Genomic DNA, 22,303 nt, shown 5'->3' on the forward strand with positions numbered 1-22,303 from the left:
GTAGCACAAGCGGCTGGGTCGATAGCCTGCGCTTCGGGCTTGAAAGCTCCCTCTCCCCTGGCGCAGCCGGGGGAGAGGGCTGGGGTGAGGGGGCGCGGTAAATAGATGATGCGAGCCAGACAACTCCGCCGCGACCAGACCGACGCCGAGCGCAAGCTGTGGTCGCGCTTGCGCGCGGCGCAACTTGGCGTGAAGTTCCGGAGACAACATCCGGTGGCGGGCTATTACGCGGACTTCTGCTGCGTGGAGCAGCAGCTGATCGTGGAACTGGATGGCGGCCAGCATGCGGATCGGCAGACCTATGACGAGCAGCGTACGGCGGATCTGCGCAAGGCGGGTTTCCGTGTGGTGAGGTTCTGGAACGACGATGCGTTGATCCGCACCGATGACGTATTGGAGGCGATCGTGCGGGCGCTGGGCGAAGAGCGGCCCCCTCACCCCAGCCCTCTCCCCCGGCGCAGCCGGGGGAGAGGGGGCCAAGAGCCAGGCATCCCGCCTAAGCCAGGCATCCCGTCGAAGCCAGGCATACCGCCTAAGCCAAGTCTCCCGCCCAAGCCAAGCACCCCGCCGGAGTCAGATGCGCCAGCCCCGCGTGGCGCGCAGCCCGGTCGCGAGCCTCGGCCCCCAAGCTCCCTCTCCCCTGGCGCAGCCGGGGGAGAGGGTTGGGGTGAGGGGGCGCTTCTCCGATCCCTGCACCTGCGCGCAAGCCTCTACCAACTCATCCGCCGCTTCTTCAGCGACCGCCACGTGCTGGAAGTCGAAACCCCGATCCTCTCCGCCGCCGGCAACACCGAGCCGAATATCGAGAGTTTCACCACGGCCTTCAGCGGCCATGTCGACGCCGGCGCGCGCGAACGCTGGCTGCGCACGTCGCCGGAATATCCGTTGAAGCGCCTGCTGGCGGCGGGCGTGGGCGATTGCTACGAACTCGGCCGGGTATTTCGCAATGGCGAGGCGGGCGGCCGCCACAATCCCGAGTTCACCATGCTGGAGTGGTACCGCTTGGGTTGGGATCATCATCGGTTGATGCGCGAAACCATGGACCTTGTGCAGGCGGCGCTGGCCATGGCCGGGCGGCGCGCCGAGCTCGTGGTGACGACTTACCGCCAACTTTTCCAGGACCAGTTGGACATCGATCCGGTGCACGCCACCATCGACGCCTTGCGCGCGCCGCTGGCGGAATACGGCATCGATCCCGCGGGCCTGGTGCGCGACGACTGGCTCGATCTGCTGATCACCCATCGCCTGCAGCCGGCGTTTCCGCGTGACCGCATCACCGTGATCCACGATTACCCGGCTACCCAATGTGCACTGGCCCGGATCCGTTCCGGCGAGCCGCCGCTGGCGGAACGTTTCGAGCTGTACCTGGGGCGCTACGAGCTGGCCAACGGGTATCACGAGTTGAACGATGCGTCCGAGCAGCGCGGGCGTTTCGAGCGCGACAACGTGCGCCGCCGCGAACGCGGCCTGCGCGAGGTTCCGCTGGACGAGAACCTCCTGGCAGTACTCGACGCGCTGCCCGATTGCGCCGGCGTGGCGCTGGGCGTCGAGCGCCTGCTGATGTGCCTGGCCGGTACCGATGCCATCGCCGACGTGTTGGCGTTTCCGTTCTCGGCAGCCTGAAACCAACCTGCGGCCCGAAGGCCGCAGGTTTTGTCGAACCCCTCAGCGATCGCCCGTAATCGCCGGTTCGGCGGGGCGGTCGCTCCACAGGTAGCGATAGACCAGGCCGCCGATGACGGCGCCGACGATCGGCATCACCCAGAAAAACCACAACTGCTCCACCGCCCAGCCGCCCTGGAATAGCGCCACGCCGGTGGAACGGGCCGGATTCACCGAGGTATTGGTGACCGGGATGCTGATCAGGTGGATCAGGGTCAGCGCCAGGCCGATGGCAATGCCGGCAAAGCCCACCGGTGCGCTCTTGTGGGTGGCACCCATGATGATGAAGATGAAGAAGCCGGTCAGCACGATTTCGCACGTGGCAGCGGCGCTCATTGCGTAGCCGCCCGGCGAATGCGCGCCGTAGCCGTTGGAGGCGAAGCCGCTGGCGGCGGCGTCGAAACCGGGCTTGCCCGAGGCGATCACGTACAGCACCAGGCCGGCGACGATGCCGCCGACGACCTGCGCCACGATGTAAGGGATCACTTCCTTCAGCGGAAACCGGCCGCCGGCGGCGAGGCCGCAGGTGACCGCCGGGTTGATGTGGCAGCCGGAGATGTGGCCGATGGCGTAGCACATCGTCAGCAGGGTCAGGCCAAATGCCAGCGCCACGCCGGCGAAACCGATGCCCAGTTCAGGAAATCCGGCGGCCAGCACCGCGCTGCCGCAGCCGCCAAGTACCAGCCAGAAGGTGCCGAAAAATTCGGCGGCCATGCGTTTGCCCATGTTCATTCGGTGACTCCTTGTGCTGTGGAAAGGACACTCGGCACCCACGCACGGCACGTGTCGGTGCACGGGCGCAGCAAGCTAAACATGATTTGCCGGCGGCGCACCATCGGAAGCTGTGCCGGCATCGCCGGGGATGGGATTCCGCCGCTGTTTCCGTGAGGCCGGGTGGGCAAGGTGGTGTAATTTACCGTTCCGATTTTTGCCCTGGATCGTGCCCATGCCCGCCCCTTTGCCGCCGCCGGAACGTGGCCTTGATCGTCGTGACGTCCGCACGCTGGGCTTGTCGGCGCTGGGCGGCGCGCTGGAGTTCTATGACTTCGTGGTGTTCGTGTTTTTCGCGATCCCCCTTGGCCATCTGTTCTTCCCTCCGGCAACGGCGCCCTGGCTGGCGCAGTTGCAGGTATTCGGCATCTTTGCGGCCGGCTACCTGGCGCGGCCGCTGGGCGGCATCGTGATGGCGCATTACGGCGACACGCTGGGGCGCAAGAAGATGTTCATGCTCAGCGTGTTCCTGATGGCGGTGCCCACGCTGTGCATCGGCCTGCTGCCGGTGTACGCGCAGATCGGCATGCTGGCGCCGCTACTGTTGCTGTTGCTGCGGGTGGTGCAGGGCATCGCGGTGGGCGGCGAGGTGCCCGGTGCGTGGGTGTTCGTGGCTGAGCATGTGCCGCCGCGGCGGATCGGTTTCGCCTGCGCCAGTCTTACCTCGGGGCTCACCGTCGGTATCCTGATCGGCTCGCTGATCGCGGCATCGATCAACCGCGGCATGACGCCGGCGCAGGTCCTCGACTATGGCTGGCGGCTGCCGTTCCTGATCGGCGGCGTGTTCGGCCTGCTTGCGGTCTGGCTACGCCGCTGGCTCAGCGAAACGCCCGTGTTCGAGGCGATGCAGGCGCGCAAGGAACTGGTTTCCGGCCTGCCGCTGAAGCGGGTGCTGGAGCGGCACCTGCCTGGGGTGCTGCTGTCGATGCTGGTGACCTGGATGCTGACCGCGGCGATCGTGGTGGTGATCCTGATGACGCCATCGCTGGCGCAGTCAGCCTTCCATATCGCGCCGGCGCGCGCTTTCCTGGGCAACAGCGTGGCCTCGTTCGCGCTGGCGCTGGGTTGCCTCTTCTACGGCTGGCTGGCCGACCGCGTCGGCCATGCACGCGCCTTGCTGCCGGGGGCGATCGGATTGCTGCTGAGCAGTTATGTGCTGTATCTGGATCTGCAGGCGGGCGGCGCGCATTTCATCGCGCTGTATGCGCTGGCCGGTTTCGCCGTGGGCGTGGTGGGCGTGGTGCCGGCGGTGATGGTGGCGGCGTTTCCGCCGTCCGTGCGTTTCTCTGGCCTGTCGTTTTCGTACAACATCGCCTATGCGGTGTTCGGCGGGCTGACGCCGCCGCTGATCGGCTTGCTGGTGCGCCACGCGGGTGTGCTGGCGCCGGCCCATTACGTGGCGTTTACCGCGTTGATCGGCGTGGCTGTAGCGCTATGGCTGCTGGCCCGGCGCAGCGCCGTGGTGGTTCAGAATTCCAGCTCCTGCGCGGCGCAAAGGTAGTCGACCAGCGGCGCGGCCTGCTTGAAGGTAGCGATGGTCCAGGGCAGCAGTTCGCTGGAGCAGGCCAGTTCCTCGCTGAAGGGCGCGGAGGCGATGAAGTCCTTGCGCTTCAGGTCGTCGATCAACGCGTGCGTGGGGTCGTAGCCGCGCGGTGGCCGGATCAGCGATTCGCCACCCAGTTGCAGATCGCCGAACGCCTTGCCGCGGGTGGCGCGCTTCCACGCGGCCGGGTTGTCCACCAGAAATTCGCGGATGCGCTTGAGCGCGTCCGACTCCGGATGCAACATGCCGCCGCCGGCAAAACAATCGCCCGGCTCGATGTGCAGGTAGAAACCCGGCGCCTGGATTTCGTGACGGCGCACGTGGAAGAAGCGCGAGCCCTGCCACGGCTTGTACGGCAGCTTGTTGTTGGAATAGCGGGTGTCGCGATAGATGCGGTACAGCGAGCCGCCGTTCTTGCGCGGGTCGGCGCGGTAGTGCTCGCTGATGGCCGCCAGCGGTTGCTGCATGTCGGTGATCAATTGCAGGAACGGCTCGCGCACATGGCGCTCGTAGTCGTCCTTGTGCGCGTGAAACCACGCACGCTCGTTGTGACGGTCGAGCGCGCGCAGGAAGCGGAAGGTGGCGGGGGTGAAATAGCTTGCGGGCATGGCGTTTCGTTGGAAGGGAGTGAGTTGCGGTCAGGCCGATTGGGGTCAGGCCGATAGCGGTCAGGCCGATAGCGGCAGATCGGGGGTGAGTTGTTCGCCCCAGGCCTGCAACTGGTCGATCAAGGCCAATTTGCCCTGGGTGGCGGGGTCGGCCCGCAGTTCGGCCAGGCGCGCGAAATAATCGTCGAGGGTCAAACCGGTCAGCGCGGTATGGCGGGTGAGCCGGTCGTGGCAGAACTGCCGCCAGCGCTCGCGCTCGTCCGCATCCAGCGTGTCCGGCCAGTTGCGGGCGCGGTAGCGGAACAGCAGTTCCGGATAGCGCGCATCGCGAAACGGAAACGCCCGCTCGCCCAGTTGCTCCGGTGGCGTGGCGCGCACTTGGGCGAGCAGGCGCTTGTCGGCATCGGGGAGGAAGCCGCCGCCGTACAGGGCCAGCTCCGGGTCTTCCGGCGGCGGCAACGCGCTGGCGCGCTGGAATACACGGCGCAGCTTTTCCGCCAGCCCGTCCACCGCGTGCAGGACATCGCGGTGAGCCAGGCAGCGATCGACATCCAGTTGCAGCCGCGTCATGTCCACGCCCTGCAGCACCGACAGCGGCGCCAGCGCCGGCGCGTGGTTGGCGCGGATGGTGCGCAGCGGGATGCGCTCGATGCCTTCGGGCAGGTCGGCGCGGGCGGTGAAGATGCGGTCGGCGATGTCGTCCTCGTCCAGCGCCAGCCATTCGGCCGGGTCGGTGGCCAAGTCGTACACGATGATCTCGCCGGGTCGGGCAGGGTGCGCCGCCAGCGGCACGATCAGCGCCAGGCAATGCCGGCTGGCCGGGTAGCGCGAGGACACGTGCACCATCGGCGTGCGGTTCACCACGTCCAGCAGCTCGAACACCTTCTGCTTGCGGCGCAGCGCGTAGTACCAGTCCCACAGCCGCGGCTGGCGCACGCGGATCAACCGGGCCAGGTCGATCAGCGCATACACGTCGGACAAGGCGTCGTGCGCGCGCTCCTGCTTCAACTGGTTGGCCTGGGCCAGGTGCTCCAGCTTGAAGCTGGGCGAGCCGTCCTCGCGGGTGGGCCACACGATGCCTTCCGGCCGCAGTGCCTGGCACAGCCGCACCAGATCGATCAGATCCCAGCGCGAGTTGCCGTTCTCCCATTCCCGGCCATAGGGCTCGTAGAAATTGCGGTACAGCATCTGCCGCGTGATCTCGTCATCGAAGCGCAGCGAGTTGTAACCCACGCCGCACGTGCCGGGCAGGGCCAGTTGCTCGTGCACACGGGCAGCGAATTCCGCTTCGATCACGCCCTCGCGCTCGGCCAGTTGGGGCGTGATGCCGGTGATCAGGCAGGCATCGGGGTGCGGCGGCATTTCCCGCGGCGGCTTGCCGTAGAACATCACCGGCTCGCCGATGATTTCCAGCTCCAGCGTGGTGCGGATACCGGCGAACTGCACCGGCCGGTCGCGCCGCGGATCGGCGCCGAAGGTCTCGTAGTCGTGCCAGAAGAAGGTCTGCATGGGACGAATCATCTCACGCGCCAATCACGGGCAAGCGCAGGCAAGGCTGATAAACTGACGCTCCCAAGGAGGATCCATGAGCCAAGCCAACGACGAGAACCTGATCTGGATCGATCTGGAGATGACCGGCCTCGACACCGACAACGATTCCATCCTGGAGATCGCCACGGTGGTTACCGACAAGGATTTGAACGTGCTGGCCGACGGCCCGGTATTCGCCATCCGCCATGAGATCGATCAGCTGGAATCGATGGATAGCTGGAACCGCAACCAGCACCACAAGTCGGGGTTGTGGCGGCAGGTGCTGATTTCCGAAACCGATCACGCCATGGCCGAGCAGGCCACGGTGGATTTCCTGCGCGCCTGGGTGCCGCCGGGCAAGTCGCCGATGTGCGGCAACTCCATCTGCCAGGACCGCCGCTTCATGCATCGCGAAATGCCGCGGCTGGAACGCTACTTCCATTACCGCAACCTGGACGTGTCCACGCTGAAGGAGCTGGCGCGGCGCTGGGCGCCGGACATCGCCAAGAGTTTCGGCAAGGAATCGGCGCATACCGCGCTGTCCGACATCCGCGATTCGATCAGCGAACTGCGCCACTACCGCCAGTTCATGGGTGCGCTCGGCGGGTTGCAGGCGCCGTGATCCTGCCCGGCGGCCGCCCGAGGTAATGCCCATGTCGATGGATTTGCTGGCGCCCGTGCTGGATTGCCATGGCCGACTGCTGCGGCTGGATCGCCCGCGCGTGGTGGGCATCCTCAACCTCACCCCGGATTCATTCTCCGACGGCGGCAGCCACGACAGCGTGGACGCGGCCGTGGCGCACGCGCTGCGGATGGTGGAGGAGGGCGCCGACATGATCGACGTGGGTGGCGAATCCACCCGCCCCGGTGCCGCCGACGTGCCGGTGGACGAGGAACTGCGCCGCGTCATCGCGGTGATCGAACAGCTGGCGTCGCGCAGCGGCGTGCCGATCGGCATCGACACCTCCAAGCCCGAGGTGATGCGCGCGGCTGTGGCTGCCGGCGCGGGCATGATCAACGACGTCTACGCGCTGCGCCGCGAGGGCGCGCTGGAAGCGGCCGCCGAGTTGCGCGTGCCGGTGTGCCTGATGCACATGCAGGGCGAGCCGCGCAGCATGCAGGAGGCGCCGCATTACGACGACGTGGTGGGCGAGGTGCACCGTTTCCTCACCGACCGCCTGTTCGCCTGCGAACTGGCCGGTATCGAGCGGCGCAACGTGATGGTCGACCCGGGCTTCTGCTTCGGCAAGACGCTGGAGCACAACCTGGCGTTGCTGGCCGCGCTGGACCGGTTCGCCCCGCTGGGCAGCGGCGTGTACGCGGGCCTGTCGCGCAAGTCGATGATCGGCACGCTGACCGGTAGACAGGTGCCCGCCGAGCGCATCGCCGGCTCGGTCGCCGCCGCGCTGATCGCGGTGCAGCGCGGCGCGCGCATGGTGCGCGTTCATGACGTAGCTGCCACGGTAGATGCGCTGGCCGTGTGGCAGCCGGTGCACGCACTGGACGCGGCCCCCCGCCGCGAGGAAAAGAGCGCGATGCCGCGCTGGCCCGACGACGATTGATCCATCCACTTCTTCCGCCGGTCGGATGGCCGGGAATGGACAAGGAAACCCCATGACGCAACGCAAGTATTTCGGCACCGACGGCATCCGCGGCATGGTGGGCGAGTGGCCGATCAGCGCGGATTTCATGCTGCGCCTGGGGCGCGCCGCCGGCAGCGTGCTGGCGCGCAACAGCAAGGGCCGCCCGCTGGTCCTGATCGGCAAGGACACGCGCGTGTCCGGCTACATGTTCGAGTCGGCGCTGGAGGCCGGCCTGGTGGCCGCGGGCGTCGACGTGGGCCTGCTCGGCCCGATCCCCACGCCCGCGGTGGCGTTTCTCACCCGCTCGATGCGCGCCAGTGCCGGCATCGTGATCAGCGCTTCGCACAACCCGCACCACGACAACGGCATCAAGTTCTTTTCCGCCGACGGCGAGAAGCTGTCCGACGAGGTGGAGCTGGCGATCGAGCAGGAAGTCGATGCCGACTTCGTCACCGTGGCGTCGGAGAAACTGGGCAAGGCCAGCCGCCTCACCGACGTGGTGGCGCGCTACACCGAATTCTGCAAGGCCACCGTGCCCGAGGATTTCAGCCTGCGCGGGCTGAAGCTGGTGCTCGATTGCGCCCATGGCGCGACATACCAGGTGGCGCCGCGCGTTTTCGCCGAGCTGGGCGCCGAGGTGGTGTCCATCGGCGACAAGCCCGACGGCTTCAACATCAACCATGGCGTGGGCAGCACTCACCCGCAGGCGCTGCAGCAGGCGGTGCTTGAGCACCACGCCGACATCGGCATCGGCTTCGATGGCGATGGCGACCGCGTGGTGCTGGTCGACCGCCACGGTGCGCTGGCCGACGGCGACGATATCCTCTATGTGCTGGCCCACAGCCTGCACCGGCGCGGCCTGCTGCGCGGCCCGGTGGTGGGCACGTTGATGAGCAACTACGGGCTGGAGCTGGCGCTGGCGGACATCGATGTAGCGCTGATCCGCGCCAACGTGGGCGACCGCTACGTGATGCAGCAGCTGAAGCAGCACAAGGGCATGCTCGGCGGTGAAACCTCCGGTCACATCCTGTGTCTGGATCGCGCCACCACGGGCGACGGCATCGTCTCCGCGCTGGCCGTGCTGGAGGCGCTGGGGGAAGCTGGCCAGGACCTGGCCGGCGCCCGCGCAGGGCTGAAAAAGCTGCCGCAGGTGATGCTGAACGTGCGCGCCAACGGCGCCCGTGAAGCCCTGGACAGCGCCGAGGTGCGCCAGGCGCAGACCGAGGTGGAGGACGTTCTGCGCGGTCGCGGCCGGGTGGTCTTGCGGGCGTCGGGTACCGAGCCGCTGGTGCGCGTCACCATCGAGGGCGCCGACGCCGACGAGGTGCAGTCGTTGGCGGAAAAGCTGGCGGGGATTGTAAAATCCGTGGCCGAACGTTCGTGAACCTGTAGTTGTACGGGTCGCCATGGCAGGCCCGACGTGCACCGCCCAAGCGGGCCCAACCGGACTACAGCCATGCAGCATGTTCCCACCCTGGATATCCGCCGCTACGACAGCGACCGTGACGCCTTCGTCGCCGAACTGGGCGCGGCGTATCGCGAATTCGGCTTCTGCTGCATCAGCGGCCACGGCATCGCCCGCGAGTTGATCGACGGCTCCTACGACGCGTTCCAGCGCTTCTTCGCGTTGCCCGCCGAAGCCAAGCTGAAGTACCACATCCCCGGCAGCGGCGGCGCGCGCGGCTACACGCCGTTCAAGGTGGAAACGGCCAAGGACAGCCAGTACGCCGATCTCAAAGAGTTCTGGCACATCGGTCGCGAAATCCCGCGCGATTCGAAGTTCGCCGACGTGATGCCGCCGAATGTATGGCCGGCCGAGGTGCCCGATTTCAAGCGCTGGGGATACGGCCTGTACCAGGCGCTGGACGACCTCGGCAGCCGCGTGCTGCGCGCGCTGGCGTTGCATATCGGGCAGCCGGAGAACTTCTTCGAGGACAAGACCGACGTCGGCAATTCGATCCTGCGCCCGATCCATTACCCGCCGATCGACGACGCCAGCGACATCCCCAACGTGCGCGCCGGCGCGCATGAGGACATCAACCTCATCACCTTGCTGGTCGGCGCCAGCGCCGAGGGGCTGGAAGTGCTGAGCCACGGCAGCTGGCTGCCGATCACCACCAGGGGCGACGCCATCGTGGTGAACATCGGCGACATGCTGCAACGGCTGACCAACCACGTGTTTCCGTCCACTTCGCATCGGGTGGTCAACCCGCCGAACGAGAATGCGCGCAAGCCGCGCTATTCGGTGCCGTTCTTCCTGCACCCGAACCCGGACGTGGTGCTCGATCCGCTGGCGTCATGCATCACGCCGGACAACCCTCGCCGCTATGACACCTCGATCACCGCGCACGAATACCTCATGCAGCGGCTGCGCGAGATCAAGTTGATCGGCTAAGCCCTCAGGCGCGATTGTGCGAGCGCATGGTGCGCTGCTTCTCGATCTGCCAGTCGCGCTGCTTCTCGGTATCGCGCTTGTCGTGCTCCTGCTTGCCGCGCGCCAGGCCGATTTCCACCTTCACCTTGTTGCCCTTCCAGTACATCGCGGTGGGCACCAGCGTGTAGCCCTTGCGCTCGACGGCGCCGACCAGCTGGTCGATCTCCTTGCGATGCAGCAGCAGCTTGCGGGTGCGTCGATCCTCGGCGATGACGTGGGTGGACGCGCTGATCAGCGGCGGGATCGAGGCGCCGACCAGGAAGATCTCGTTCTTCAGCACCACCGCGTAGCTGTCGCCGAAGTTGATCCGGCCAGCGCGCAATGCCTTCAGTTCCCAACCCAGCAAGGCCACGCCGCACTCGAAGCGCTGGTCGATGTGGTACTCGAAGCGCGCACGTTTGTTGAGCGCTATGGTGCCGCCGCCCTTGGTGTCCTTGTCCTTCGTTTTGGCCATGTCCGTTAAACTCTCGCCTTTCGGCCCTGCTGCTGGCGTGACCGCGGAAGAGGCCAGGCTATGGATGATTTGAAGAGGCTGCCGTGATCGAAATTCGTCGCAGTGCGCTGGTGCGCTTTACGCCCGAGCAGATGTTCGATCTGGTCAATGATGTGGAAGCATACCCAAAGCGTTTCAACTGGTGCGCCTCGTCGGAAGTGATCGAACGCGACGGCAACGTGCTGGAAGCGCGGCTGGATCTGAATTTCGCCGGCCTGCGCCACAGCTTCACCACCCGCAACACGGCCGAGCCGCCGCAGCGCATCGACATCCGGCTGGTCGGCGGCCCGTTCCGTTCGCTCGATGGCGTTTGGACCTTCACCGCGCTCGGCGACAGCGGTTGCAAGGTGGCGCTGGCACTGGATTTCGAATTCGCCGGCCGCTTTGGTGGCGCCTTGCTCAAGCTGGGCTTCCAGAGCCTGGGCAACCGCATGGTCGACGACTTCTGTCGCGAGGCCGAGCGTCTGTATGGATGACCTCACGCCAGACGGCCCCGCGATTACGGTGGAAGTGGTGTATGCCGATGCGACGCGGCAGATCGTTCGGCGCCTGGAGTTGCCGGCTGGCAGCACGGTGATGGAAGCAGTTGTCGCGTCGGGACTGGAGAGGGACGCGCCCCCTGGCACGATCGATCCGGCGCGACTGGGCATTTTCTCGCGACGGGTATCCGCCGACCAGGTGCTTGGCCATGGCGACCGGGTGGAAATCTACCGGCCGCTGGTGCTCGATCCCATGGAAGCGCGTCGTCGGCGGGCGCGGCGCCGCTGAGAAACCGTGCCGGGCATGCCATGGCATGCCCGGCGGGCTACTTCAAGCGGTCATTGACCGTCGTCGTTGTTGCCACTATCTCCGCCGCTGCTGGCGCCCGCGCCGAAACCGCCGTCATCCTGCTTCGGCCTCTCGCTCTTGTCGCCCTCGGTTTCGTTGACCGGATAGTCGGCGTGGTACTTCTTGCTGTCTTCCAGCAATTTCTCCGCGTCCTGCGGGAAGAAGTCACCTTCGGTGCGCACCAGCGTGTCGTTGTTGAAGGTCAGCGTGAGGGTGCGTACCTTGATCGGGCCACCGCGGTGCGATTGCGTGGACACGTAATCCCAGCGGCTCTGCTCGAAGGGCGTGGCCACCGAGGGCGTGCCCATCAGCACCATCACCTGACGCTTGGTCATCCCCGGCTTCAGCTGATCGACCGTCTTCTTGTCGAGCAGGTTGCCCTGTTGCACATCGGGCGTGTAGACGATGTGGCAGCCGGCGATGGAGACCGCCAGCATGGTGAAAACCAGCAGGGAGATCAGCTTTTGCATGCGTGGTGCGTCCCAATCATAAAGGTGTCGGATGATACACTACCGTTTCGGTAGCGCTGTGCGCCTGGAGGTCAGTGATGGAACAGGAAACCAGGGAGCTGCGTCGGGTTGGCCTCAAGGTCACCCATCCGCGCATGCGCATCCTGCAGATCTTCGACGAGGAGGAGGGTAATCATCTCACCGCCGAAGACGTCTACAAGAAATTGCTGGCCCATCAGGAAGACATCGGCCTGGCGACGGTTTACCGCGTGCTGACCCAGTTCGAGGCAGCAGGCATCGTCGTCAAGCACAATTTCGAGGGCGGCCAGGCTGTCTACGAACTCGACCGCGGCAAACATCATGACCACATGATCGATGTGGACAGCGGAAAAGTGATTGAGTTCGTCAGCGAGGAGATCGAGCGGCTGCAGCACGAAATCGCGGCCCGGCATGGCTACGTCATCGAGGACCACAGCCTGGTTCTCTACGTGCGTCCAAAGCGGCGGGCCGGGAAGGCCTGAGCCTTCGGTCGCCGGGCGCTGATGCCGTCTGGCGGTATCTGGCAAGATCCGGACAGGGGACAAAAAAAGCACAAAAAAAACCGCAGTTGGACTCCTGTCCGCCTGCGGTTGTTCCGTTACCTGTCGAGCTCCGATTCAGCGAATTGCTCGCTGGCATCGAGTACGCCACAAGTCGCGGCAAAAACGGCATCCTGCCGTTTTTCTCGAAGCGCCCGTCCCCACGGTTGCTTCGATACACCATCTTGCGATGGTGGCTCCCCCACATCGATGGAGCGATACTAACGAAGCTTTCACGGGCCGGATATTGGAAAAATTCCTAGGTGACGCGACGATGCGCCGTTGCATCCGCCTTGAAGCTCAATGACATCGGTGGCATTCGGTTCAGGCGGGCTCTTTGTCCGCTACGTCTCACGCCAGCGCGGAGGGGTCGGCGCCGCCGGTGCTGTTTCGCAGCAGGATCCGCAGGTGAACGCCGGGCTGCTGCGGGTGCAGCCTGAAATCCCCGCCCAGTGAAGTCACCCGGTCGCGCATGCCCTGCAGGCCGCGTCCGCCACGCGGTACGCGAGCGGGCAGGCCTGTGCCGTTGTCGCGCAAGTCCAGCAGCGCCAGCGCGACTCCCTGGCGTTTGCCGATGCGCAGGCGCAGGCGGAATTCGGTGGCGCCGGAGTGTTTGACGGCGTTGGTGGCGCTTTCCTGCGCCAGACGATAGATCGCCGTGCGGATGTCCTCGTCAAGCTGGCGTGGATCGCCGTACAGGTCCGTGTGGTACGCGATGCCCGCGGTGGTCAGCAAGTCGCGTATCGGGCCTTCGTCAAGCGCGCGCATCAGGCCGAACTCGTCCAGCACCGCGGGGCGCAAATCGTCGAGCAGTCGATGCAGGGCTCGCCGCATGTGCCCCAGGATGGTGTTGATCGAGCTGCTGATGTCCTCCAGCCCGGCCTGCCGCAGACGCGCTTCCGCCAGCTTCACGTGGGTCTGGATCGCGGTGATGTTCTGCCCCAGTTCGTCGTGGAGTTCGGCGGCCAGGTGCCTGCGCTGGTTTTCGTCGGCGCGCAGGTTGCCGCGCGCGGCATTGCGCAGCTGGCCGGTGAGCTGGTCGAGGTGGTAATTGACCGCCCCCATGTAAGCGTTCTGCTCGGCCACGTACGCGCTGCTCTCGCGCAACGCGTCGGTGGCCGACCCCAGCATGATGGCGCCGGTACCGGCCACCGCCAGCAGCAAATAGGCCGAGGCAGTCGAGGGCGCGTAGCCCAGATGGTGCTCGGCCAGGGTAATGCCCACGCTGGTGACCAGCATGGCCAGGCTGGCCCCGCGCCAGCCATGCCGGAACGCGAAATACAGGATCGGTGCCAGCGACAGCACGCGGGCGAATTGCGGCTCGGGAGCGGCCTGTCGCGACAGCAGAAGCAGGATCGCCATCGAGGGCAGCATCACCAGCACGCCGTCGATCAGCAGGCTGATCAGCGCCCCGCGGTCCAGTCGGTCCCGCAACAGCATCACCGTCAGGGGGACCAGCAGGAGAATCGCCAGATAATGGCTGAGCAGTTGTTCACCCAGTGTCCTCAGCATCTGGTCGCCGCCACGATGGAGCGTGGTAAGCGCCGTGGCGTCGGTGATCGCGGTGGCGCCCACCAGCACCAGCACGATCAACAGCAGCCGCGCCATCTGCTGGGGTGTATTCAATGTGACCTGCCAGCCGAACCGGCGCACCAGCCACAAGCCGCCGGCCATCACCAGCATGTCCGGCAGTTCGCCGAAAAGGAGACCGTTCCAGCCGGCGGGCGCGCCCTGGTTCATGACGATGCCGAACGAGGCGACACATTCCGCGCCCAGGAGCCAGCCCCAATAACGCATGGGCGCGAGCAGCAGGGCACCGAATCGCAGCCCGTACGGCAACATCCAGAATGGCTGCGCCGTGGGCCACAGCGCCAGCCACGCCAGCAAATAAGCGAGCCCCAGCACCGGGCCGAGACATGCCGTGAGGAACGACTTCGATAGCATGGCGCGATGGTACATGTGCGGCGCCATGTCGCGGTGGTGGTTCCGGCGGAAGCGGAAGTCGTGCCGTGGCGCACGCGCGTGTGTAAAGTAGTGTCATGCACAGTATCGTTCTGGTTGACGACCACGCCATCGTCCGCGAAGGGTTCAAGCGCCTGATCGAGCTTGAGCCCGATCTGGACGTGATCGCCGAATGCCGTTGCGCCGACGACGCGGTGGAGGCGGTAACCCAGTGGCTCCCCGACCTGGTGGCGCTGGACTTGTCGTTGCCGGACGGCAGCGGATTGCCGCTGATCGAGCATCTGCTGAGCGTGGCGCCGCAGACCCGCATCGTGGTGCTGAGCATGCACGATGGCGAACCGTACATTTCCGAAGCCATGCGCCGTGGCGCCAGCGGCTACGTGACCAAGGGCGTGGCGCCGGAAGAGCTGGTGGCCGGGCTGCGCGCCGTGATGAATGGCGAGAGCTTCCTGAGCTCGGATATCCGCAAGCGTCGCGCGGAACGTCCCGGCGACGCGCTTGATCCCATCCACCGGCTGACGGCCCGCGAACGCGAAGTCTTTTTGCTGCTTGCCGCCGGGCGCGCGCCCAAACAGGTGGCTGCCGAGCTGGGCATTGGCCAGAAAACCGTCTATATCCATCGGGCCAGCGTGATGGGAAAACTCGGTGCCGGTTCCGAGCTCGAGCTTTACCGCATCGCCAGCGAACGCAGTCTGTTGCCGGCGGCCTGACGCACCAGCGAGTCCTCGAATGGACGGCCATCCGCGATGAGCCGCGATGATGCCGCTGCGGGCTGCGCTCTGTCAGAATTACCTGTCCAGCCAACAGGGGAGCCATGGCATGAGTGACACCGAAGTCGTGCCGGTCAATTCGCCGCGCCGCATTCTTTTTGCCAGCCTGATCGGCACCACGATCGAGTTCTTCGATTTCTACATCTACGCCACAGCGGCGGTGTTGATTTTCCCGACGCTGTTTTTCCCCGCGACGGACGCCACCTCGGCCACGCTGGAATCGCTGGCCACGTTCGCGCTGGCGTTCTTCGCGCGCCCGATCGGTTCGGCGGTGTTCGGTCACTTCGGTGACCGCATCGGGCGCAAGGCAACCCTGGTGGCGGCCTTGCTGACCATGGGCATTTCCACCGTGACGATCGGCTTGTTGCCCACCTATGCGGACATCGGCGTGGCTGCGCCCGCGCTGCTGGCGCTGTGCCGTTTCGGCCAGGGTCTGGGGCTGGGTGGCGAGTGGGGCGGCGCCGTGTTGCTGGCGACCGAGAACGCACCCCCGGGCAAGCGTGCGTGGTACGGCATGTTTCCGCAGCTCGGTGCGCCGATCGGCTTCTTCCTGTCTTCGGGCATGTTCTTGTGGCTGACCCAGGGTATCGGCGAGGCCGCGTTCTTCGCCTGGGGCTGGCGCGTTCCGTTCCTGGGCAGTGCGGCGCTGGTGGTGATCGGTTTGTGGATGCGGCTGAAGCTGCACGAGACGCCCGACTTCGCCCGCGCGATATCGCGCCATGAGCGCGTGCGCATGCCGATGCTGACCGTACTTGCGCGGCATCCGCGCGCCTTGCTGGCGGGCACCTTCACGGCGCTGGCCACCTTCGTATTGTTCTACCTGATGACGGTGTTCGCTCTGAGCTGGGCCACCACGCGGCTGGGTTATTCGCGCGAGGAGTTCCTGCTGCTGCAGATGCTCGGGGTGATCCTGTTCGGCGTCACCATCCCCCTGTCGGCGATCTTCGCCGACCGCTACGGCGCGCGCCTGGCGATGGTGCTTTCCACCTTGCTGATCCTGGCCTTCGGCATCGGTTTCGCACCGCTGTTTACAGCGGGCAGCATGACCAGCGTTCTTCTGTTCCTCTCGCTGGGTCTGGGCGTGATGGGGTTGACATACGGCCCGCTGGGCACGGCGTTGGCGCAGATGTTTCCCACCGCGGTGCGCTATACCGGCGCATCGCTGGCGTTCAACATGGCGGGTATTTTCGGTGCGTCGCTGGCGCCGTATATCGCCACCTGGCTGGCGACGACGCGCGGCCTGGCCTATGTCGGCTACTACCTTGCCGCGGCAGCGGTGGTGACGTTGCTGGCGCTGCTGATCACGCCGCGTTCCGCACACGAACCGGTTGTGTCAGGTGAGCCCACGGTCGCGATCCAGTGAAGGGGCGGATCAGCGACGGCGTCGCTGGATCTCGGGTAAGGTCTCCGCGTGACGGTCAGCCCGGCTGACGGTCAACGGGGATCGGTGTGGTCGTGTGATCGGCAGCGGGCCAGGTGGAAATGCTCGGGCACCGGATCCTCACCACCCGTGCACAGCGGCTGGCAGCGCAGCAGGCGCCAGCCGGTCAACAAACTTCCACGCCACGGGCCGAAGCGCGTCACCGCGATCCGTGCATAATCAGAGCAACTGGGATGAAAGCGGCAGCGCGGCCCCAGCAATGGACTGAGCCAACGCTTGTAGAAACGGAGCAACAACAGTATCAATCGGGTCAAGACAGACGTAACCGCGGCGAGCTGGGGAATTCAGTGCCACGAGTATTCCAGAATCGAGCTTGCCGGTGTAGGGCACATGGGCTATAACTCCCGGCCGCCACGGCCAAAAACGGTGAAGGAATATGGCGAATACGACGCGTAGTTCGACCGCTGCCAAGGTTAAAAAGGACAAGGTTCCGACCAAGTCGGCCGGCAAGCCCAAGGTGGCTGCCAGCAAGGGCGGCAAAGCCAGGCCCGTGGCGAAATCGGCAACCGCCAAGCGCCCGGTCACTGCGGCGAAGCCCGTTGCAAAGACCACTGCGGCACGCAAACCGGCGGCCGTGAAAAAGGCAAAGCCGGTTGCGGTGACGACCAGGAAAGTCGTGGCCAAGCCGGCAGCGAAAGCGTCTGCCAAACCGTCTAGCGGAAAGAGCGCGCCGAAGAAAGGGGTGGCAAAAAAAGCCCCCGTGAAGCAAGCTGTGGCGAAGGCGCCGGTCAAACCGGCGGTCGCAAAGAAGTCGGCGCAGAAGCCAGCATCCAAGCACTCGACTGTTTCGAAAACCCCCATCAAGCCGGTAGCGAAGAAGTCTGCACCACCGGCAAAACCCGCGGCGAAGGTTGCTTCGAAGCCCGCTTCGAAACCCAAGGCGCCGCTGCCGACCAAGGACAAGACGGCAAAGACTGCCGTGTCGGCCAAATCCGCTCCCCCCCGGCCCGCACCGGTGGCTGCACCCAAAAAACAGGCAGTTTCGGCTTCCACCACCGCGCTCTACAAAGGCAAGGTGGCAAGTGCCATCGCCATGGTGACCCCGCGGAAGGCCCCGGCTCCCGCACACCATGCCTCTCACCATAATCATAAAAATTCGTCATCAATGAATAAATCGGCTACAAAAAAGCTTGAAAACGGTGTCACTCGGGAAGACGGGCGCTATGCGCTGCCTTCCACCAGCGTCATCGCCTTGCCCAAGGGTTATCGTCCGTCCTCCAACGAGGAGTACATGAACCCGCAGCACCTGGCCTACTTCCGCAACAAGCTGCGCGACTGGCGCGACCAGTTGGTGGAGGAATCGCGTCAGACCATGGACAACCTGCGCGAAGAAGTGCGCGATGTCGGCGACGAGGCCGAGCGCGCCACCCGCGAAACCGAAAACTCGCTGGAACTGCGCACCCGTGACCGTTACCGCAAGCTGATTTCCAAGATCGACAAGGCGCTGCGCCGGATCGAGGAAGGCAGCTACGGTTTCTGCGAGGAGACCGACGAGGAAATCGGCGTGGACCGGCTCGATGCCCGTCCGATCGCCACCTTGTCGCTCGATGCGCAGGAGCGCCGCGAACATCTGCAGAAGCAGATGGGCGATTGATGGCTCTGGTTCATTGACCACGAAAAAGCCCCGCTTCAAGCGGGGCTTTTTCGTTGCCGGCGCGTGCGCGACGAGTGCGCTCGATGCGCAGTTGCCGGCGTGTGGTTAGGCCAGCGCCTGCGCGGCGTAGCCCTTCAATTTCGCCAGCATCGATGCCAGCCCGTTCGAGCGGGTGGGCGAGAGGTGCTTGGCCAGGCCGATGGTGCCGATGAAGGTGGGCTCGGTATCCACGATGTCCCGTGCCGGGCGGTCGGAGTACACACGCAGCACCAGCGCGATCAGGCCGGAAACAATGGCCGAATCGCTGGTCGCCTCGAAATGCATGCACTGGGCGTCACCGCTGGGAACCAGCCAGACCATCGACTGGCAACCGAGCACGCGGTAGTCCTCGGATTTGTGCTCTTCCGGAAACGGCGGCAGTTGCTTGCCCAGGTCGATCAGGTATTGGTAACGCTCGGTCCAGTCGCCGAAATAGGCGAATTCCTCGGCGATTTCCTGCTGCGCCTCTTCGGCGCTGGTTTGCGTATTCATCGGCTCATTATCGCGCAACGGATGGAGGCGAGGGGATGCGCTCGGTTCAGCGGCGCATCCACAACCCTCACTTGACGCTCCAGCGGGTGCCCTGGGCGCTGTCCTCGATCACGATGCCCAGCCCGTCCAGCTCGTCGCGGATGGCGTCGGCGCGGGCGAAGTCGCGCGCGGCGCGGGCGTCGCGACGCTGCTGCAACAGGTCTTCGACGTGGGCGGCGTCGATCGCCTCCCCGCCGCGCTGGAACCACGCTTCGGGCACCTGCTGCAGCAGGCCAAGCAAGGCGCCACCACCGAGCAGCTCAGCCTTGGCCGCGGCGGTGCCCGCCTGTCGCGCGGCATCGGCCAGTTGCGACAGTTCCGCCAGCGCCTGTGGCGTATTGAGGTCATCGCACAGCGCGGCCTCGACGGCGGGCGGAACCGGCAGCGCGCCCGGGGGCAGTTCGATGTCGGCCAGGTCACGCAGTACGCGGTACCAGCCATCGAGCGTGTTCACCGCCTGCTGGATGGCGTCGTCGGACCAGTCCAGCGGCTGGCGGTAATGGCCGCGCAGCAACATCAGGCGCAGCGCCTCGGCCGGATGCTGCTGCAGGAGCTCGTGCACCAGCAGCACGTTGCCCAGCGACTTGGACATCTTGCGGCCGCCGAAGGTGAGCATGCCGTTGTGCAGCCAGTAACGGGCAAATGTCTTGCCGCCATGCGCGCAGGTGGATTGGGCGATCTCGTTTTCGTGATGTGGAAACTGCAGGTCGATGCCACCAGCGTGGATATCGATGGTTTCGCCCAGATGGGCGGCGCTCATCGCCGAGCATTCGATATGCCAGCCGGGGCGGCCGCGGCCCCACGGGCTGTCCCAGCCGGGCAGCTCGGGGGTGGACGGCTTCCACAGCACGAAATCGCCCGGGCTCTTCTTGTAGGGCGCCACGTCCACCCGCGCGCCGGCGATCAATTCCTCGGTGTCACGGCCGGACAGCTCGCCGTACGCCGGGTAGCTGCCCACATCGAACAGCACGTGGCCTTCGGCGGCATACGCGTGACCACCGGCGAGCAGTTGCCCGATCATCGCCACGATCTCGCCGATATGCGCGGTGGCGTGCGGTTCGATGTCCGGCGGCGCCACGCCCAGGCCGGCCATGTCGTCGCGGAACGCCTGCGCGAAGCGGTCGGTGATGGTCGTGATCGGCACGCCCTGCTGCTGCGCGGCGGCATTGATCTTGTCGTCGACGTCGGTGATGTTGCGGGCGTACACCACCTGCGGATAATGCCGCCGCAGCAGCCGCGCCAGCACATCGAACACCACCGGCGGGCGCGCATTGCCGATGTGCACGAAGTTGTAGACGGTGGGGCCGCACACATACATGGTCACCCGTTTCGGGTCGAGCGGAACAAAGGGTTCGAGCCGGCGGGTGAGGCCGTTGTAGAGCGAAATCGGCATGGGTTGGAGCATCCGCGATGGAGAACAAGCGTGCTGGCGTTTTACGACAGCCCGGCATCTTAACAAGGTGTAAGCGGGGCAGGCGGAACCCGCTGATTCTAAGCGTTTATTCAGCGTGAATTTGTTGCAATGGCGGAGCAACCGCAATCCTTGCAGTGCTTATTGATCGGAGTTCGTAATGACCAAGTTGCTGTTTCCCATGCTGTTGCTGGCCTTGGCGACGACGGGCGTCCAGGCCCAGGACGGGCGCTACGCCAATGGCGACGACAACACGCATTACGGCTGGGCCGACGTGTTGCGTGTCGATCCGGTGTCGGCCATCACCCAGACCGAAGTGCCGCGGCAGGAGTGCTACGACCAGCAAGTCGTGCATCAGGAGCGCGGCAACAGCACCGCGGGCACGATCCTCGGCGCCGTCGTCGGTGGCGTGCTGGGCAACACCGTGGGCAAGGGCGACGGTCGCCGCGCGGCAACCGTGGCGGGCGCGGTGGCGGGCGGCGCGGTGGGCAATCGTGCGTCCAACCATGGCGGTTCGTATGAAACCACGCAGACGCAGTGCCGGCAGGTCAGCACGGTCAGCGAGCAACGCCGTATCGTCGGCTACGATGTCGAATATAAGTATCGGGGTGAGGTCTACGTGTCGCGGCTCAACTACGATCCGGGCGAACGACTCCGGGTCAGGGTGAACGTGCAACCGGCCGACTGACCCCTGGCTGGCCTCACCGGAACACGCCGCCTACGGGCGGCGTATTCGTTTGCAGGGGGCGCGCCGGCGAGGCAGATTTTTGTTGCAAGGCAGCGAAATTCCCGCCATCATGCGTGTTCGTGTTCAACGCCGATCACCGATTTACGCGCATGTCCATAGCCGTCTATACCGCCAACGTCCTCACCAGCGCCCGCATGGCCGCTGGCATGACGTCGCGCGCGCGCCGACCGCGGTACCGACTTTCGGCCGGGTAGGCAGTCGCGCACGTTAACTATGCGGATAGACGAAAAAGCCCGGCCCTCGTGCCGGGTTTTTGCGTTTTCGGAATTGGTTTCACACGTATCTATTGGCTGACTCTCACTCAAGGTATCGCCCCATGGCACCTCGACATTTCCTGACCACGCAGGATTACAGCCGCGCCGAGATCGACGCGTTGCTGACCCAAGCCGCCGAATTCAAGCGCTCGCCCGGCGGGCGGCAAATGGCCGGCAAGTCGATCGCGCTGCTGTTCTTCAACCCCTCGATGCGCACGCGCACCAGTTTCGAGCTGGGTGCGTTCCAGTTGGGCGGACATGCCGTGGTGTTGCAGCCGGGCAAGGATGCGTGGCCGATCGAGTTCGAAGTCGGCAGCGTGATGGATGGTGACACCGAGGAGCACATCGCCGAAGTGGCGCGCGTGCTTTCGCGCTATGTCGACCTGATCGCCGTGCGCGCGTTTCCCAAGTTCCAGGACTGGGCGGTGGACCGCCAGGACACCGTGATCAAGGCGTTCGCGCAGTACGCCACGGTGCCGGTGATCAACATGGAAACGATCACCCATCCCTGCCAGGAGCTGGCGCATGCGCTGGCGCTGAAGGAACACCTGGGCAGCCTGCAGAACAAGAAGTACGTACTGACCTGGACCTACCATCCCAAGCCGCTGAATACCGCCGTGGCGAACTCCGCCTTGCTGATCGCCACCAAGATGGGCATGGACGTCACGCTGCTGTGCCCCACGCCGGATTACGTGCTGGACGAGCGCTACATGGCGTATGGACGTCTGAACGCAGAGCAGAACGGCGGCTCGCTCAAGGTCAGCCACAACATCGAAGAGGCCTACAGCGGCGCCGACGTGGTCTACGCCAAGAGCTGGGGCGCATTGCCTTACTTCGGTCGCTGGGAACAGGAAAAGCCCATCCGCGAGGCCAACAAGCACTTCATCGTCGACGAAGCGAAGATGGCGCTGACCAACAACGGCCTGTTCAGCCATTGCCTGCCGTTGCGGCGGAACATCAAGGCTACCGACGGGGTGATGGACTCGCCCGCATGCATCGCCATCGATGAAGCCGAGAATCGCCTGCACGTGCAGAAGGCGGTCATGGCCTCGCTGATCGGCCAGGGCTGAGCCA

The 22,303-nt window shown here is 65.5% G+C and carries 23 protein-coding genes and 1 pseudogene; 15 read left to right on the forward strand and 9 right to left on the reverse strand.

Going from position 1 to position 22,303, the window contains the following annotated elements:
* Positions 1-108: 108 nt before the first annotated feature.
* Together UU9_RS18275 and epmA are read left to right on the forward strand one after the other, a co-directional pair.
* Positions 109-405: pseudogene (locus tag UU9_RS18275) on the forward strand (endonuclease domain-containing protein); the annotation flags it as partial.
* Entirely contained in the window at positions 406-1,623 is a 1,218-nt protein-coding gene (epmA, locus tag UU9_RS17570; protein WP_272941976.1) for an EF-P lysine aminoacylase EpmA, read from the forward strand.
* 42 nt (positions 1,624-1,665) lie between these two features.
* Here epmA and aqpZ read toward each other — a convergent pair whose 3' ends face one another.
* Positions 1,666-2,394, reverse strand: coding sequence for an aquaporin Z (gene aqpZ / locus UU9_RS11305; RefSeq protein ID WP_007081885.1), 729 nt, complete (start codon positions 2,392-2,394; stop codon positions 1,666-1,668).
* A 214-nt stretch (positions 2,395-2,608) separates the two neighbouring features.
* Between aqpZ and UU9_RS11310 the strand changes: the two genes are divergently transcribed.
* Positions 2,609-3,934 carry an MFS transporter gene (locus tag UU9_RS11310; protein ID WP_007081886.1) on the forward strand — a complete coding sequence of 442 codons (1,326 nt, stop codon included), beginning with the start codon at positions 2,609-2,611 and terminating at the stop codon, positions 3,932-3,934.
* On the opposite strand, the gene UU9_RS11315 is transcribed toward UU9_RS11310, so the two are convergent.
* Both UU9_RS11315 and sbcB read right to left on the reverse strand, forming a co-directional pair.
* Positions 3,901-4,584: a DUF2461 domain-containing protein gene (locus UU9_RS11315; protein WP_007081887.1), complete on the reverse strand. Its 684-nt coding sequence runs from the start codon at positions 4,582-4,584 to the stop codon at positions 3,901-3,903. The genes UU9_RS11310 and UU9_RS11315 overlap by 34 nt on opposite strands.
* Positions 4,585-4,644: 60 nt before the next feature.
* Entirely contained in the window at positions 4,645-6,093 is a 1,449-nt protein-coding gene (sbcB, locus tag UU9_RS11320) for an exodeoxyribonuclease I (protein ID WP_007081888.1), read from the reverse strand.
* A 76-nt stretch (positions 6,094-6,169) separates the two neighbouring features.
* Here sbcB and orn point away from each other — a divergent pair, with 76 nt between their 5' ends.
* The 4 genes from orn to UU9_RS11340 all read left to right on the forward strand — a co-directional run bounded on the left by orn (position 6,170) and on the right by UU9_RS11340 (position 10,092).
* Positions 6,170-6,736, forward strand: a complete 567-nt coding sequence (orn, locus tag UU9_RS11325; RefSeq protein ID WP_007081889.1) for an oligoribonuclease — start codon at positions 6,170-6,172, stop codon at positions 6,734-6,736.
* 25 nt (positions 6,737-6,761) lie between these two features.
* Positions 6,762-7,676: a dihydropteroate synthase gene (gene folP / locus UU9_RS11330; RefSeq protein WP_040670859.1), complete on the forward strand. Its 915-nt coding sequence runs from the start codon at positions 6,762-6,764 to the stop codon at positions 7,674-7,676.
* A gap of 52 nt (positions 7,677-7,728) precedes the next feature.
* Positions 7,729-9,081 carry a phosphoglucosamine mutase gene (gene glmM, locus UU9_RS11335; RefSeq protein ID WP_007081891.1) on the forward strand — a complete coding sequence of 451 codons (1,353 nt, stop codon included), beginning with the start codon at positions 7,729-7,731 and terminating at the stop codon, positions 9,079-9,081.
* 72 nt (positions 9,082-9,153) lie between these two features.
* On the forward strand, positions 9,154-10,092 hold the full coding sequence (locus tag UU9_RS11340) for an isopenicillin N synthase family dioxygenase (RefSeq protein ID WP_007081892.1): 939 nt from the start codon (positions 9,154-9,156) through the stop codon (positions 10,090-10,092).
* Positions 10,093-10,096: 4 nt separating this feature from the next.
* On the opposite strand, the gene smpB is transcribed toward UU9_RS11340, so the two are convergent.
* Positions 10,097-10,585 carry an SsrA-binding protein SmpB gene (smpB, locus tag UU9_RS11345; protein ID WP_007081893.1) on the reverse strand — a complete coding sequence of 163 codons (489 nt, stop codon included), beginning with the start codon at positions 10,583-10,585 and terminating at the stop codon, positions 10,097-10,099.
* A gap of 83 nt (positions 10,586-10,668) precedes the next feature.
* Between smpB and UU9_RS11350 the strand changes: the two genes are divergently transcribed.
* Positions 10,669-11,100 (forward strand): type II toxin-antitoxin system RatA family toxin, encoded by a 432-nt coding sequence (locus tag UU9_RS11350; protein ID WP_007081894.1) that lies wholly within the window; start codon positions 10,669-10,671, stop codon positions 11,098-11,100.
* Positions 11,093-11,392, forward strand: a complete 300-nt coding sequence (locus UU9_RS11355; RefSeq protein ID WP_007081895.1) for an RnfH family protein — start codon at positions 11,093-11,095, stop codon at positions 11,390-11,392. Before UU9_RS11350 ends, UU9_RS11355 begins: the two co-directional genes overlap by 8 nt.
* 50 nt (positions 11,393-11,442) lie before the next feature.
* On the opposite strand, the gene UU9_RS11360 is transcribed toward UU9_RS11355, so the two are convergent.
* Positions 11,443-11,922, reverse strand: coding sequence for an outer membrane protein assembly factor BamE (locus UU9_RS11360; RefSeq protein ID WP_007081896.1), 480 nt, complete (start codon positions 11,920-11,922; stop codon positions 11,443-11,445).
* Positions 11,923-11,999: 77 nt separating this feature from the next.
* Between UU9_RS11360 and fur the strand changes: the two genes are divergently transcribed.
* The gene (gene fur, locus UU9_RS11365; protein WP_007081897.1) at positions 12,000-12,422 is read left to right on the forward strand and encodes a ferric iron uptake transcriptional regulator; all 423 of its coding nucleotides are present in this window, start codon (positions 12,000-12,002) and stop codon (positions 12,420-12,422) included.
* Between the two features lie 408 nt (positions 12,423-12,830).
* Here the strand turns inward: fur and UU9_RS11370 are convergent, their stop codons facing one another.
* Positions 12,831-14,438, reverse strand: a complete 1,608-nt coding sequence (locus UU9_RS11370; RefSeq protein WP_237710273.1) for an MASE1 domain-containing sensor histidine kinase — start codon at positions 14,436-14,438, stop codon at positions 12,831-12,833.
* A gap of 80 nt (positions 14,439-14,518) precedes the next feature.
* On the opposite strand from UU9_RS11370, the gene UU9_RS11375 reads away from it, so the two are divergent.
* Both UU9_RS11375 and UU9_RS11380 read left to right on the forward strand, forming a co-directional pair.
* On the forward strand, positions 14,519-15,151 hold the full coding sequence (locus UU9_RS11375) for a response regulator transcription factor (RefSeq protein ID WP_007081899.1): 633 nt from the start codon (positions 14,519-14,521) through the stop codon (positions 15,149-15,151).
* 109 nt (positions 15,152-15,260) lie between these two features.
* Positions 15,261-16,574: an MFS transporter gene (locus UU9_RS11380; protein ID WP_007081900.1), complete on the forward strand. Its 1,314-nt coding sequence runs from the start codon at positions 15,261-15,263 to the stop codon at positions 16,572-16,574.
* 71 nt (positions 16,575-16,645) lie between these two features.
* On the opposite strand, the gene yidD is transcribed toward UU9_RS11380, so the two are convergent.
* Positions 16,646-16,936 carry a membrane protein insertion efficiency factor YidD gene (yidD, locus tag UU9_RS11385; protein WP_425476849.1) on the reverse strand — a complete coding sequence of 97 codons (291 nt, stop codon included), beginning with the start codon at positions 16,934-16,936 and terminating at the stop codon, positions 16,646-16,648.
* A gap of 92 nt (positions 16,937-17,028) precedes the next feature.
* Between yidD and dksA the strand changes: the two genes are divergently transcribed.
* Entirely contained in the window at positions 17,029-18,246 is a 1,218-nt protein-coding gene (gene dksA, locus UU9_RS18390) for an RNA polymerase-binding protein DksA (protein ID WP_237710274.1), read from the forward strand.
* Positions 18,247-18,351: 105 nt separating this feature from the next.
* Here the strand turns inward: dksA and UU9_RS11400 are convergent, their stop codons facing one another.
* Both UU9_RS11400 and cysS read right to left on the reverse strand, forming a co-directional pair.
* Positions 18,352-18,777: a SufE family protein gene (locus UU9_RS11400; protein ID WP_007081904.1), complete on the reverse strand. Its 426-nt coding sequence runs from the start codon at positions 18,775-18,777 to the stop codon at positions 18,352-18,354.
* Positions 18,778-18,844: 67 nt separating this feature from the next.
* Positions 18,845-20,209 (reverse strand): cysteine--tRNA ligase, encoded by a 1,365-nt coding sequence (cysS, locus tag UU9_RS11405; protein ID WP_007081905.1) that lies wholly within the window; start codon positions 20,207-20,209, stop codon positions 18,845-18,847.
* 178 nt (positions 20,210-20,387) lie between these two features.
* On the opposite strand from cysS, the gene UU9_RS11410 reads away from it, so the two are divergent.
* Together UU9_RS11410 and UU9_RS11415 are read left to right on the forward strand one after the other, a co-directional pair.
* Positions 20,388-20,915, forward strand: a complete 528-nt coding sequence (locus tag UU9_RS11410; RefSeq protein WP_007081906.1) for a glycine zipper 2TM domain-containing protein — start codon at positions 20,388-20,390, stop codon at positions 20,913-20,915.
* Positions 20,916-21,291: 376 nt separating this feature from the next.
* On the forward strand, positions 21,292-22,299 hold the full coding sequence (locus UU9_RS11415; RefSeq protein WP_007081907.1) for an N-acetylornithine carbamoyltransferase: 1,008 nt from the start codon (positions 21,292-21,294) through the stop codon (positions 22,297-22,299).
* Positions 22,300-22,303 lie beyond the last annotated feature (4 nt).

The sequence above is a fragment of the Rhodanobacter fulvus Jip2 genome (genome assembly GCF_000264315.1).
Classification (GTDB): Bacteria; Pseudomonadota; Gammaproteobacteria; order Xanthomonadales; family Rhodanobacteraceae; genus Rhodanobacter; species Rhodanobacter fulvus.

Bases quoted from the DNA above. Each gene is read 5' to 3' on its own strand.
- folP (WP_040670859.1), top strand. From the start codon at position 6,762: ATGCCCATGTCGATGGATTTGCTGGCGCCCGTGCTGGATTGCCATGGC.
- dksA (WP_237710274.1), top strand. From the start codon at position 17,029: ATGGCGAATACGACGCGTAGTTCGACCGCTGCCAAGGTTAAAAAGGAC.
- UU9_RS11375 (WP_007081899.1), top strand. From the start codon at position 14,519: ATGCACAGTATCGTTCTGGTTGACGACCACGCCATCGTCCGCGAAGGG.
- UU9_RS11415 (WP_007081907.1), top strand. From the start codon at position 21,292: ATGGCACCTCGACATTTCCTGACCACGCAGGATTACAGCCGCGCCGAG.
- UU9_RS11410 (WP_007081906.1), top strand. From the start codon at position 20,388: ATGACCAAGTTGCTGTTTCCCATGCTGTTGCTGGCCTTGGCGACGACG.
- fur (WP_007081897.1), top strand. From the start codon at position 12,000: ATGGAACAGGAAACCAGGGAGCTGCGTCGGGTTGGCCTCAAGGTCACC.
- UU9_RS11310 (WP_007081886.1), top strand. From the start codon at position 2,609: ATGCCCGCCCCTTTGCCGCCGCCGGAACGTGGCCTTGATCGTCGTGAC.
- aqpZ (WP_007081885.1), bottom strand. From the start codon at position 2,394: ATGAACATGGGCAAACGCATGGCCGCCGAATTTTTCGGCACCTTCTGG.
- smpB (WP_007081893.1), bottom strand. From the start codon at position 10,585: ATGGCCAAAACGAAGGACAAGGACACCAAGGGCGGCGGCACCATAGCG.
- glmM (WP_007081891.1), top strand. From the start codon at position 7,729: ATGACGCAACGCAAGTATTTCGGCACCGACGGCATCCGCGGCATGGTG.
- cysS (WP_007081905.1), bottom strand. From the start codon at position 20,209: ATGCCGATTTCGCTCTACAACGGCCTCACCCGCCGGCTCGAACCCTTT.
- UU9_RS11380 (WP_007081900.1), top strand. From the start codon at position 15,261: ATGAGTGACACCGAAGTCGTGCCGGTCAATTCGCCGCGCCGCATTCTT.
- orn (WP_007081889.1), top strand. From the start codon at position 6,170: ATGAGCCAAGCCAACGACGAGAACCTGATCTGGATCGATCTGGAGATG.
- UU9_RS11340 (WP_007081892.1), top strand. From the start codon at position 9,154: ATGCAGCATGTTCCCACCCTGGATATCCGCCGCTACGACAGCGACCGT.
- UU9_RS11370 (WP_237710273.1), bottom strand. From the start codon at position 14,438: ATGTACCATCGCGCCATGCTATCGAAGTCGTTCCTCACGGCATGTCTC.
- UU9_RS11315 (WP_007081887.1), bottom strand. From the start codon at position 4,584: ATGCCCGCAAGCTATTTCACCCCCGCCACCTTCCGCTTCCTGCGCGCG.
- UU9_RS11360 (WP_007081896.1), bottom strand. From the start codon at position 11,922: ATGCAAAAGCTGATCTCCCTGCTGGTTTTCACCATGCTGGCGGTCTCC.
- sbcB (WP_007081888.1), bottom strand. From the start codon at position 6,093: ATGCAGACCTTCTTCTGGCACGACTACGAGACCTTCGGCGCCGATCCG.
- UU9_RS11400 (WP_007081904.1), bottom strand. From the start codon at position 18,777: ATGAATACGCAAACCAGCGCCGAAGAGGCGCAGCAGGAAATCGCCGAG.
- UU9_RS11355 (WP_007081895.1), top strand. From the start codon at position 11,093: ATGGATGACCTCACGCCAGACGGCCCCGCGATTACGGTGGAAGTGGTG.